13 protein-coding genes are annotated in these 12,444 nt (G+C 42.5%); 1 reads left to right on the forward strand and 12 read right to left on the reverse strand.

Features of this window, described 5'->3' with window-relative positions; genetic code table 11:
- Positions 1-2 precede the first annotated feature (2 nt).
- The 5 genes from MUN89_RS13430 to acnA form a co-directional block, all read right to left on the reverse strand.
- The gene (locus tag MUN89_RS13430; RefSeq protein ID WP_244708314.1) at positions 3-2,261 is read right to left on the reverse strand and encodes an AAA family ATPase; all 2,259 of its coding nucleotides are present in this window, start codon (positions 2,259-2,261) and stop codon (positions 3-5) included.
- A 178-nt stretch (positions 2,262-2,439) separates the two neighbouring features.
- A complete protein-coding gene (gene tlp / locus MUN89_RS13435; RefSeq protein WP_244708315.1) occupies positions 2,440-2,670 on the reverse strand; it encodes a small acid-soluble spore protein Tlp in 231 nt (76 codons plus the stop codon).
- Positions 2,671-2,756: 86 nt separating this feature from the next.
- Positions 2,757-2,900 carry an FbpB family small basic protein gene (locus tag MUN89_RS13440; protein WP_244708316.1) on the reverse strand — a complete coding sequence of 48 codons (144 nt, stop codon included), beginning with the start codon at positions 2,898-2,900 and terminating at the stop codon, positions 2,757-2,759.
- 50 nt (positions 2,901-2,950) lie between these two features.
- Positions 2,951-3,556 carry a TlpA disulfide reductase family protein gene (locus MUN89_RS13445; protein ID WP_244708317.1) on the reverse strand — a complete coding sequence of 202 codons (606 nt, stop codon included), beginning with the start codon at positions 3,554-3,556 and terminating at the stop codon, positions 2,951-2,953.
- A gap of 200 nt (positions 3,557-3,756) precedes the next feature.
- The gene (gene acnA / locus MUN89_RS13450; protein ID WP_244708318.1) at positions 3,757-6,462 is read right to left on the reverse strand and encodes an aconitate hydratase AcnA; all 2,706 of its coding nucleotides are present in this window, start codon (positions 6,460-6,462) and stop codon (positions 3,757-3,759) included.
- A 288-nt stretch (positions 6,463-6,750) separates the two neighbouring features.
- Here acnA and MUN89_RS13455 point away from each other — a divergent pair, with 288 nt between their 5' ends.
- Positions 6,751-7,191: a DUF2621 family protein gene (locus MUN89_RS13455; protein ID WP_244708319.1), complete on the forward strand. Its 441-nt coding sequence runs from the start codon at positions 6,751-6,753 to the stop codon at positions 7,189-7,191.
- 38 nt (positions 7,192-7,229) lie between these two features.
- On the opposite strand, the gene MUN89_RS13460 is transcribed toward MUN89_RS13455, so the two are convergent.
- The 7 genes from MUN89_RS13460 to tkt all read right to left on the reverse strand — a co-directional run bounded on the left by MUN89_RS13460 (position 7,230) and on the right by tkt (position 12,343).
- Positions 7,230-7,712, reverse strand: coding sequence for a CcdC family protein (locus tag MUN89_RS13460; RefSeq protein WP_244708320.1), 483 nt, complete (start codon positions 7,710-7,712; stop codon positions 7,230-7,232).
- Positions 7,713-7,747: 35 nt separating this feature from the next.
- On the reverse strand, positions 7,748-8,107 hold the full coding sequence (locus MUN89_RS13465; RefSeq protein WP_244708321.1) for a response regulator: 360 nt from the start codon (positions 8,105-8,107) through the stop codon (positions 7,748-7,750).
- A 15-nt stretch (positions 8,108-8,122) separates the two neighbouring features.
- Entirely contained in the window at positions 8,123-8,557 is a 435-nt protein-coding gene (locus MUN89_RS13470; protein ID WP_244708322.1) for a Na(+)/H(+) antiporter subunit B, read from the reverse strand.
- Positions 8,558-8,623: 66 nt separating this feature from the next.
- Complete coding sequence (locus MUN89_RS13475; protein ID WP_244708323.1) at positions 8,624-9,328, reverse strand: cytochrome c biogenesis CcdA family protein; 705 nt, start codon at positions 9,326-9,328, stop codon at positions 8,624-8,626.
- Positions 9,329-9,474: 146 nt separating this feature from the next.
- Positions 9,475-9,699 carry a YneF family protein gene (locus MUN89_RS13480; protein ID WP_396266019.1) on the reverse strand — a complete coding sequence of 75 codons (225 nt, stop codon included), beginning with the start codon at positions 9,697-9,699 and terminating at the stop codon, positions 9,475-9,477.
- A 74-nt stretch (positions 9,700-9,773) separates the two neighbouring features.
- On the reverse strand, positions 9,774-10,196 hold the full coding sequence (gene sirA, locus MUN89_RS13485) for a sporulation inhibitor of replication protein SirA (RefSeq protein ID WP_244708324.1): 423 nt from the start codon (positions 10,194-10,196) through the stop codon (positions 9,774-9,776).
- Positions 10,197-10,336: 140 nt separating this feature from the next.
- Entirely contained in the window at positions 10,337-12,343 is a 2,007-nt protein-coding gene (gene tkt / locus MUN89_RS13490; RefSeq protein ID WP_244708325.1) for a transketolase, read from the reverse strand.
- Positions 12,344-12,444: the final 101 nt, after the last annotated feature.

The following is a 12,444-nucleotide window of genomic DNA, read 5'->3' on the forward strand; positions in this document are numbered from 1 at the left end:
CCTTAAGTCTCCCTTCTCGTCGACTTCCACGCATTTTCAAAATCCTCCTGAGTCAATTCATTTATGTTTACGGCCTCATGCTCTACGATTCTGATGGCTTGATATTGAACCGCTTCATTTACAAGATTGCTGACGAATCGTCCATTCCCTCTGATCGCATGCGCTTGAAATTTTTGATAAAGGAACGAAGTTGCTTCCGGTACGAGCTGATAACCGTATTGATCCGCCTGGAAAGTGGTCATATCCAGTAATTCCTGCTCATTGTAATCCGCGAAATAAAAATACTTCTTAAATCGTGTTGCAAGCCCCGGGTTGCTGTTAATGAGCTGTTCCATTTCCTGCTGGTACCCGGCAAGAATGACAATCAAGTTTTCGTTATGCTTGGTCATTTCGTCCACCAGAGTTTCGATCGCCTCCTTGCCGAAGTCATCCCGGCTGCCGTTATAAAGCGAATAAGCTTCATCAATAAACAGCACACCACCTAAGGCTTCTCTGATTTTCCTTTTTGTTTTTATAGCTGTCTGTCCCACATATCCAGCTACAAGATCACTGCGTGATACAACGACCATATGACCACGCTTCAATAAACCACATTGCTTGAGTATATCTGCGTAAATGGAAGCAACGGTGGTTTTCCCGGTTCCAGGGTTGCCTGAAAATACAGAATGGAGCTGAATCGGTACGACTGGATAACCATTTTCTTTCCTTTTTTGCTGAGCCTGGACAAAGGAGGAAAGTTTTTTCACTTCATTTTTTACGCTTCCAAGCCCGATAAGTTCATATAATTTTTCCATCGGGGCTGGTTCATTTTCAGGTATTTCGTCTTCCCATATCAAATCTTTCCTCACAATTCTCATATGATCAAGCCAATGATGCTTATCTCTTTCTGCTTCATGCGCACCTTTATTAAAAACTGTTTTCAATACAAGATTCTTTACCGTCCTCGCATTTCCAAAAGATTCGTCTACCCTTTCTTTATCGATCAGCGTTTCGAATTCACTGAGTGCTGTCTTTGTAAAGAAAAAATCGTTTTCTATGGCCGTTTGTTCAGCAATGGTCAGCAGTTCGTCCATCCGGTAGTCAGCCAGCGCGATGTGGTTTTGCTCAGGAACACGGCTTCTGAGGCCTGGATTGGACCATAGAAATTGACGCATTTCCTCAGGGTATCCAGCTAAGATAACGGCAAATTTTCCGCCAAACTCCTTACTTGTCATCGCTGAAACAAGGGTATCTATGACTGCCTGGCCATAGTCGTTGCCGGTCTGTCCTTCCCGTTTCAAGCTGTAGGCTTCATCAATAAACAAGACACCGCCTATGGCTTGCTTGACGTAATTCATCGTATTTTCTTCACTTTGACCCACATATGAACCGACTAAATGGGAACGATTCACTTCCACGACTTCTTTAGTATCCAGGATTCCCAGCTCGTAATAAATAGAAGCGAGCAGCCTTGCGATCGTCGTCTTCCCCGTCCCTGGATTTCCGGTAATAATCATATGAAGACCGGGTTCATCTACCATGGAAAAGCCAAAGTTCTTCCTCTCCTGCTGATATTGAAGAAAATGATAATAGCGCGTAATGTACTCTTTTACATCTGTAAGCCCTACCATCTGATCAAACTCTTCCAGCGGGTTTGAAGAAGCGGCATTAGTTAACACATCCGGGAGCTGCTTGTATAATTCATCCTGATAATCAGTAAGTTTTCTTGACTTCTCATTTATTTCTTTCACAGGTACAAGAATCCGCCTTTTTTCTATCGTAGCGATTGCACCTGCCAGCATTTCTCTTAAGTCTAACAATTGCTCATAAACTTCCTGGTAAAGTCCAATACGGCTTGATGCGTCCACGACCGTCTTTTCAGCTAATTCCTGATCCCAATGACTCAATAATTGAGAGATGTCTGCCTGGATTACTTTTGCTTTTTTGGCTTTAGCCGAGTCATGGTCTGTCTCATGCATCACCCACTGTTCAATAGGTGTGTCCTTAAGCAGCGTATAGGCCTGCAGGAGCTGTTTAGATTCATAGATCTCTTTTACAATGGAATGTCCGCCGTTGATAACTCTAGCTTCATCAATAAATTGATCAGCAAGTGCATCCCCGTTTGGATGACGCTTCATTCTGTGATAGGCAAGTGCCACATACAATAAAGCCTGCAGTTCTTTGTCTTCGGACTCTTGTGCATCTAAATAACGAAGAGCCTCTATTTCACTTAGAGGCGGAGCCTGATCTAAGTTTCTCCACTGCTTCATATCGTCTACCATGTCCTCACATCCTTCCTATCAACGCCCTTCATTTTATCACATTCCAAATTGTATGTAGACGAACACGCTCGAAGAAAGATCTGACAAAGTTGCCTTTTCATAAAACGTTACACAAGAAAAGCTTGTAGAAAATTGGATCTTCTCTACAAGCTGCTCCTGCTATCTTTTAATCAATGATTTAACGCTCGTCGTTAAATTCTGCTTCCTCTTTGATTTCCTCGCGCATCCCTTCAATCGATTGCTCACGACGCTTATTCTTTTCTTGAATTTGCTGCTTTTCTTTTTCATTGCTGAACTTCATGGCTTCATGCGATTCTTCAATGTTTTCAATGGTATTCGTTACATTTTCCTGTAAACGATCGACATTATCCGCGCGGTTATCCGGATTTGGCCGCTGCTCGTTTGTCATGTTAAACCCTCCTGTATATCGAACTCAAAGTCATGTTTACTTTTGCCCTTTGCAGGTGCGATTATACAAAAACAGATTCCATCTCATTAAGAAGGAATCTGTTTTAACCGGTCATTATGTCGTTGTTCAATCTTTTCATCGATCTTTTCCATTTGCTCCTGATCCTGCAAAATGCTCTGAATATTCTCTTCTACACGCTCCTGGAAGGAAATGAATGGTTTTTTTCTCATGGAAATCTCTCCTTTAAGCAAAAGGATTCCCATGATTGTAAAAATTTATACTAGTTAAGCTTGTTCTTCATTTTAACCATAAAATCGAACGTCATTGGTCCTACATGCTTCTGTTCTTGAATTTTTCCATCTGTGCCAATGAAATATGTGGTAGGAATCGTTAAAGCTTGATAATTGTTGTTCACAGATAAATCTTTATCTAATCCGACTGGGAAGTGATATCCGTGTTTATTCATATATTTACGAACTTCGTCGACTCCTTTTTCAGTGCCTGTAGCATTGACAGCAAGGATTTCGACTTCGTTGCCGTACGTTTGATAAAAGCGTTCAAGCTCAGGCATTTCCTCCTGGCATGGCGGACACCAAGTAGCCCAGAAATTTAAAAACACTTTTTTTCCTTTCAAATCTTTCAGCTTTACTTGTTTTCCATCCAAAGTCTCCAGTGTAAAATCTTTAGCCTTATCCCCCGGCTTCAAACCTTCAGGAGCATTGGGAGCTACCATAACTCCGCTTTGTTCATCTGCCGTTTGCACTTGCTGTTTCCCTTCCGCTTCGTTCGTATTTTGTTCGGTCTGGCTTGTCCGTTGATAAATATTAAAAAGCAGCAGTCCTACTAACAGCAGGAGAAAAGCTGCAGCGAGCCATTGTTTAACCATTTCCAGGCCGCTCCTTTCTTGATGATCTCTCTATTCTTATATGTATGTAGCCTTGTTTAAGCTTTATTCAATGTTTTCATTATATAGGATAACCGTCCTTCTATCACCTAACAATTTTATTCATGCAGATTTTAAGAATAGGCTCTCCTAACAAAAAAAGCTGCCGAGATCGTCTCGGCAGCTGAAAGTGTAAGCTTCGCTTAGTTAAGCTTATTGCGGAGAACCATTTGCAGGATTCCGCCGTGACGGTAATAGTCCACTTCAACTTCACTGTCAAAACGGGCTACTACGTCAAATTCTTTTTTATTTCCTTCTTCATCTGTAGCCGTTACTTTAACAAGGTCATGCGGCTTCACAGACTCATCTATACTTACGTCATACGTTTCACGTCCAGTTAATCCGAGGGAGTCAATGGTATCTCCTTCTTTAAATTGAAGAGGCAGAACCCCCATCATAACCAGATTTGAACGGTGAATTCGTTCAAAGCTTTGAGCGATTACTGTGCGAATACCTAAGAGATCTGTCCCTTTAGCTGCCCAGTCACGAGAGCTTCCCATACCGTAGTCATCTCCTGCAATGACAAGCAGTGGAGTTTTGTCTTCTTGATACTTCATCGCTGCTGTATAAATAGGCATGACTTCTTCCGTTGGCCAGTAAGTTGTAAATCCACCCTCAGTTCCTGGAGCTAACTGGTTACGGATACGGATATTGGCGAACGTACCACGCATCATTACTTCGTGGTTACCACGACGAGAGCCATAAGAGTTAAAGTTTCGAGGGCTGACACCATTCTCCTGTAAATACTCTCCTGCAGGCATATCTTTCGGAATCGCACCTGCCGGGGAGATGTGGTCCGTCGTAACAGAATCACCAAATTTACCAATCGCTCTCATTCCGTTCAGCGGCTTCACTTCTTCAGGATCGCTGGACAATCCTTCAAAGAATGGAGGATTTTGAATGTATGTGGACTTATCATTCCAATCATACAATGGTTCGTCCGTTGTATCGATTTCATTCCATTTTTCATTGGAATTGAACACATTTTCATATTCTTTACGGAAGATTTCAGGAGTCACTACGCGTGCGATTTCCTGTTTAATTTCTTCCTGAGTCGGCCAGATGTCATCAAAGAAAATTTCATTCCCTTGAGCATCTTTGCCAATTGATTCCTTCTTCAAATCAATATCCACTGTACCTGCGAGGGCATAGGCCACTACAAGCGGTGGAGAAGCAAGATAATTGGCTTTCACAAGCGGGTGAATACGACCTTCAAAGTTACGGTTACCAGACAATACAGAAGCTGCCGTTAAGTCTGTATCGGCAATGGCCTTTTCAATCTCAGGCAGAAGCGGTCCGGAATTCCCGATACAAGTTGTACAACCGTAACCGACGAGATTAAAACCTAATTTGTTCAAGTATTCCATCAAACCAGAATCTTCAAGGTAGCGTGTGACGACTTTGGAGCCCGGTGCTAAGGAAGTTTTTACATAGGCTGGAACGTTTAAGCCCTTTTCCACGGCTTTCTTCGCCACAAGCCCAGCTCCCAGCATAACGTGCGGGTTGGAAGTATTCGTACATGAAGTGATGGCAGCAATCGCAAGCGCCCCTGTCTTCATGATTGATTTATCGCCGTTTGAAAATTCGACTTCCGCTTCTTTTTTGAATTCGGATTTATCAAGGCCGAACCCGTGGTTCCCTGCTGGCCCTGTGATCGCTTCGTGGAAGGAATCCTTCATTTTAGAAAGCGGAATCAAATCCTGTGGACGCTTTGGTCCGGATAAGTTTGGTTCAAGCTCTCCGAGATCGATTTCAATCAGTTTCGTAAATTCAGGATCTTCAAAAGAAGGATCATACCATAAATTATTCTCTTTACAATACTTCTCAACGAGCGCAATCTGATCTTCACTGCGTCCAGTCAAACGTAAGTATTCAAGCGATTCCCCATCAACAGGGAAGAATCCACAAGTTGCTCCGTATTCTGGTGCCATGTTAGAAATCGTCGCACGGTCCGCAAGCGGCATTTCCTGCAGGCCGGATCCGAAGAATTCAACGAATTTGCCGACAACATTCTGTTCACGAAGCTTTTGCGTTACCTTAAGAGCCAAGTCCGTTGCAGTCGTTCCTTGCGGGAAGCTTCCTGTCAGTTTGACTCCAATCACTTCAGGTGCAGGGAAATACGATGGCTGGCCAAGCATTCCTGCTTCAGCTTCGATACCGCCGACACCCCAGCCGAGAACGCCTAGACCGTTGATCATCGTCGTATGGGAATCGGTTCCAACTAGTGTATCCGGATACGTATCTACTGAACCATCTTCGTTCGTGTTCGCATGTACAACATTAGCAATGTACTCCAAGTTAACCTGGTGTACAATCCCTGTTGCAGGCGGAACTGCACGATAGTTATCAAAGGCTTTTTGAGCCCAGTGTAAAAATTCGTAACGTTCCTGGTTGCGTTCAAATTCCAGTTCCATGTTGGCACTCAAGGCATCTGGTGTACCGTACTTGTCCACTTGAACAGAATGGTCAATAACGAGGTCGACAGGAACCTCAGGATTAATTTTATCCGGGCTTCCTCCCATATCAACCATTGCTTTTCTCAAGGAAGCGAGGTCTACAACAGCTGGAACGCCTGTGAAATCCTGCAAAATAACCCGGGAAGGTTTGAATGGAACATCTTCTCCAGTGGATTTACTAGTTCCCCAGTTAGATAGACTCTCCACGTGTTCATCTTTAATAACTCGTCCGTCGTGTTGACGGAGCAGAGATTCAAGCAGAATACGGATGGAGAAAGGCAGACGGGAGATCTTGCCATGTCCCGCTTCTTCTAAGGCTTTTAAGTCGTAATAGTTGTACGTTTTGCCATTAATATCAAATTGTTTGCGAGCATTATATGCACTGCTAGCCATAATTCCTTTTTACCCCCTCATCAAAATTAAATGGTGAAGCCAGAGCGGCTTCCCCATTCCCCAATTGTTGATCTGAGTCCATTTTACAAAAAAGGACACAAATTTGCACCCTTTATTGTAAATGAAAACGATTTATAAGTAAAACAAATAAGTCCAATTTTTATATTTTTCGACTTATCCTTTCATGTATCCGCTGTCATTACCAATGGAAGGTTCTTGTAATTCTGACGCCAACCTCTTATAATTAAGGACATCAAATACTTAGAAGATGAAACAGGGTGATTATCAATGTCCCTCGGCTTTTCCTTATTTATCATATCGTGGATTATCATCATGATCGGCTTGATGAGTATCGGCGGATTTTTTATGTTTCGAAAATTTCTTAAACGCCTGCCTAAGGAAGACGGACGATCCGTGATCGACTGGGAAGAACGTTACATTGAATTAACACGTCATATGTGGACCCAGGAAAAAAAGGACCTGCTCGAAGAACTCGTTTCACCTGTCCCTGAGCTGTTCAGAGATGTAGCACGTCAGAAGATTGCAGGAAGAATCGGGCAAGTGGCTCTTGAAAAAAAATCTTCAAAGATTACGGAATCCATCCTCATTGAAGGATATATCCTGGCAACGCCAAAACGAGATCATAAATTTCTCATCAAAAAACTGGAAGAAAAACAAATTGATCTCACTCCCTATCAGCCGCTCTTGGAACAAAGTATAACACCATAGAAAAAAGGACCAGGCTAAACCGCCTGGTCCTTTTTTAATTAAACGTTTGCATCCTGAGTCTTCATTTTCTTTTCCAACTGCAGAAATTGTCTCAGCATGGCAATCCGCCAGGAAATAATCATTCCAAAGGCAAGGAGAAAAAACATCCCGCTTGTTTCGCCTAAGGTTTCCTTTTGGCCGATAATAACCTTCAGTATAATTCTAAGCACAAGCAAGCCAACGAGAATAAAAACAAATCCTCTTGAGGGCTTTAAATATATTTCTTCACCCCGGATTTCGAAGCGTGATGTCCGAATGAGAAAAATCGAAAAGATCACCCCTACAATCAGGGCTTCCGCTACCTGACTCCAAGCAACACGGAATTCAGGAAACAAAAACATAAAAGCACCTGTACTCATGAATATCGGCGGTAAAATGATTTTTTTAATACTGGCTGGCTTTTTGGCTGCCTTGAGACGCACAAAAATCATCCCAGTTGCCATACCAGCCGCCAGGATCGTACTTGCTATTAACCAATACATAAACTATTCACTCTTCCCATTCCGCTCATTTACGATTAGTTCAAAACTCGTTTAATGGCATCAAGAACTCTTGTTTCATCAAAAGGCTTTACGATAAAATCTTTCGCTCCGTTCTCAATCGCTTCCACGACCATTTTCTGCTGCCCCATTGCTGAACACATCACAATTTGGGCGTCTTCTGATTGAGCCTTAATTTCCTTAAGAGCTTCCAGGCCATTTTTTTCCGGCATGGTAATGTCCAAGGTTACAAGATCAGGGTTCAGCTTCTCATACATCTCCACTGCTTCCTGTCCGTTTTCTGCTTCTCCGATGACTTCGTGGTTGCCTTTTTCCAGGATGGTAGTTAGTGTCATACGCATAAACTTTGCATCATCTACAACTAAAATTTTTGCCATGTGTGCTCCTCCAATTTACTCTTCATCAATATCATCCGCAATTGTAAGGATGATGGTCATCGTTACGCCAATTACTGTAATGTAAACTCCGAGATCAAACAACAACGCGGTTGCTAATTCTGTTTTTCCCAGCACAGGCAAATGAAAATAACCATAAGTATGACTTAAAAAAGGCTGATCAAACACAAAAGAACCAATACCTGTACCTACAGCAATCAACAGTCCGGCAGGAACAAAATAACGAAAGCTGACAGGAAGGACTTTCTGCATAGCTCGAAAGCCATAAGCCATATACATAAGAACGATCGCTGCAGATGTCATCAGCCCGCCTATGAATCCTCCACCCGGGGCATTATGCCCGGCCAGAAATAAGTAGATGGAAAATCCAAAGAGGATAAAAGCAATTAAGGTTGTTGTAGTTCGAAGAATGATGTCATTCGTGCGGGCCATGTGCAAACTCCTTTACGTAGTATCAATAATTTCATGATAATATAAATTGCCTCTAAAATCCATGGTTTAAAAACCTTGAAATCCAAACCAGCTGACTAAATAGGAGGTCAGTTTTGTCATCCAATCAAAGTAAAGCGCGATGCCCATGAAAATCATGACATAGCCTCCTGCTTTTACAATGATTGCACTATGCCGCTTGATCCAATTCATTCGGCCGATAAAAAACGAAAGGATAAGAAATGGGACGGAAAACCCTAAAGAATACGCAACCATCATAATCAAGAACAATTCCGGATTGTCTGCGGCAAGCACGAGGACAGCCGACAAAATGGGGCCTGTACACGGAGTCCAGCCGAGAGAAAAAGTCAAACCGATTAAAAAAGATCCTAAAAAGCCTGACGGACGGTTCTTAAACGATATTTTTCTATCTTTCATAAGAAATTTAAAATTAAAGACACCGACGATGACAAATCCGAAGAAAATAATTAATATGGCGCCAAGCCTGCGGATTAATTCTTCATTCGTAATAAAAAATTGCGATACTAAAGATCCTGAAAAGCCAAGGATGATAAAGATCGTCGTAAACCCAAGCAGAAAAAGAATCGTATGCAAGAGGCTTTTTCGATTCAGCATGCCGTTGTCTTCGCGTAGTTCATTCACACTCATTCCCGTTATGTACGAAAGAAACGCTGGATAAAGAGGCAGCACACAGGGTGAAATAAAAGATAGAAACCCGGCTCCAAAAGCTAGGAATATATTGAGATCCGACATGATTTTGACCCCCATAAGCTTACTAGATTTCCATTGTATCAAACCCTTACACAAAAAACGATGACCGGGACCCGTTTTTCCAACTGCATTTAAAAAAGCTGTAAAAAAGTCTTCTTTCGATAAGGAAAGAAGACTTGTAAAGGTTTTTATTTCATTTGGTTGTTCATAGAACGCATCATCTGGTTAATTTTCTTCTGCGACGGCTTCTGACCCATCTGCATCATTAAGGTTCGAAGCATTTGTTCATTAATAGGCGGGTTTTTCTTCAAATAGTTCATCATATATCTTCTAGCGATGAAAAAGCCAAGGGCTACTCCACCGATCAGAGCTAATACCGCAATGATGATTACCCATACAATCCCCAGTGTCATCGATTTGTCTTCCTCCTTCGTGTTGTCTCCCATAACAGTATAGTAAAATGCTCATTTGAATACAATAGGGCATTTTACGATAATAATCGCTGACGGGCTAACGATGAAATCCATCCATAGTGTTCGCCGTTTTTTTCTAAAATATAAAAGGATTGATGGCATTTTCTTAAAGGCTGAAAGATCATGCGTTCAGCCTGCCAGAGACTATTACACTGAAAGAGACAGCTATTATTCTTATTCGTAATTATACCATATTTTTCAGCCTCATTAAAAAAAGGAAAGCGATCCATTGAAACCATGCTTCCTCTATGGCTGGCGTCCATATTTTCAATCCAATCTATGTATGGAAAAGGCTCGGTAATATATTCAACCTGTTTTCTATAGATCTCAGACTTCGGATAGCGGAGATATTCGAGAAAAAAACGTTTCATTAGTTCTACCTTATAATAATACATGACGCTGATTTCGGACTTTATAGCATAAATAGTAAACTGCATCCTAATCACTCCTTGGTCGTATTATAACGATTTCAAAGAGCGAAAGTTGTCACATTATGACATCCGATGCTTTCGATTTTTGTCTAAACAAAAGCAGAAAAAAGCAAGCTGCTGCCCGTTAGCAGCAGCTGCCTCCTTGATTAGGAATTCATAAGATTTTCTGCATGCTTGACTACATTTTCTACGGTAAAGCCGTAATTCTTAATAATTTCATCTCCTGGTGCAGAAGCTCCGAAGGTATCGATTCCAAGGATAGAACCATCTAATCCTACGAAACGTTCCCATCCGAAGGAAGCTCCCATTTCTACTGCGAGACGCTTACGGACATTAGAAGGCAGAACGCTTTCTTGGTAATCCTTACTTTGTGTCTTGAATCGATCAAAGGAAGGAACACTTACAACGCGTACGTCATAGCCTTTTTTCTTCAATTCATCCTGAGCCTTAGCGATAAGCTGCACTTCAGAGCCTGAGGCAAGAAGAATCGCATCTGGTTCTTCTTTTTCAGAATCGCTGATAATATAAGCTCCACGTTTTACGCCATCATAAGCATTCTCTGCTGTCCCCTCTAGAGTTGGAAGCCCCTGACGGGTAAGGACAAGCGCTGTTGGTGTAGTATTGGATTCCAGAGCAATTCTCCAAGCTGCACTTGTTTCATTCCCATCTGCTGGACGAATTAAGGAAAGATTCGGGATCGCGCGCAGCGAAGCAAGATGTTCTACAGGTTCATGTGTAGGTCCATCTTCTCCTACCGCAATAGAATCATGAGTGAAAACGTAATTAACAGGGAGATTCATAATCGCTGATAAGCGCAAAGCAGGACGCAGATAGTCACTGAATACAAAGAATGTTCCGCCGTAGACTTTTAAGCCGCCATGCAGCGCCATACCGTTTAAAGCAGCAGCCATGGCAAATTCTCTTACCCCGAACCAAATGTTACGGCCGGCGTAATTCACACGGGAAAAGTCCTCTTCCCCTTTGACTGTCGTTTTATTAGAACCTGCGAGGTCGGCACTGCCGCCAAAGAAGTAAGGTACAGCCTCGGATAAGGCATTAATCACTTCACCGGAAGCAGCACGGGTGGCAAGCTTATCTTCTCCAGCTGTAAAGGAAGGCAGTTCTTTGTCCCACCCTTCAGGCATTTCACCATTAATCGCAGCCTCTAGCTCTGCCCCAAGCTCCGGATGAGCTTCCTTGTAATTTTTCATCAGCTCATTCCAGGCTTTCTCTTTCTCTTCACCTTGGTCACGTACTTTTTCTTTGAAATCTTGATAAACTTCATCTGGTACATGGAAAGGCTCATGGTCCCAGTTGTAAAATTCTTTTGCTGCTGTTACTTCTTCATCACCTAATGGAGCGCCGTGAGAGGCTGACTTTCCTGATTTGGTTGGTGCTCCGTAGCCAATAACGGTTTTTACTTCAATCATAGTCGGCTGTGCAGTGTTTTGCTTCGCACTTTCAATCGCACGGGCAATGGCTTCTGTATCAGTCCCGTCTTCTACACGAATGACCTGCCATCCATAAGCTTCGTAGCGTTTCTCTACACTTTCACTGAAAGAACGGTCCAAATCTCCGTCAAGAGAAATGTCATTGGAATCGTAAAGCACGATCAATTTTCCGAGACCTAAGTGGCCCGCTAACGATGCAGATTCCTGAGAGACGCCTTCCATTAGGTCGCCATCCCCACAGATCGCAAATGTATAGTGATCGACTACATTATAGTCTTCGCGATTATACTTTGCTGCTAAATGGGCTTCTGCCATCGCCATTCCTGTAGACATAGCAAGTCCTTGTCCGAGGGGTCCTGTTGTGGCATCTACGCCGTCCGTATAACCGTATTCCGGATGCCCTGGAGTTTTGGACTCCCATTGACGGAATGATTTTAAATCGTCAATTTTCACGTTATAACCAGAGAGATGAAGCAAGCTGTATAACAGCATAGAACCATGACCTGCAGAAAGCACAAAGCGGTCGCGGTTAAACCAATGAGAATTATTTGGATTGTGGTTCATAAATTTCGTCCAAAGGGTGTATGCCATCGGAGCTGCTCCCATTGGCATACCAGGATGTCCTGAGTTTGCTTTTTCAACTGCATCAATTGCCAGCGTTCGAATCGTATTAATAGAAGTTTGTTCAAGGCTGTTGGCCATGTTCAAATTTCTCCTTTCTCTTCTGTTATATGTAACATGTATAATCCTATAATGAAAACGTTCCAGTGACAAGCATTCTCTTTGGATTTCTTTACTTTTCC

The sequence above is a fragment of the Halobacillus salinarum genome (genome assembly GCF_022919095.1).
In the GTDB taxonomy this organism is placed as follows: Bacteria; Bacillota; Bacilli; order Bacillales; family Halobacillaceae; genus Halobacillus_B; species Halobacillus_B salinarum.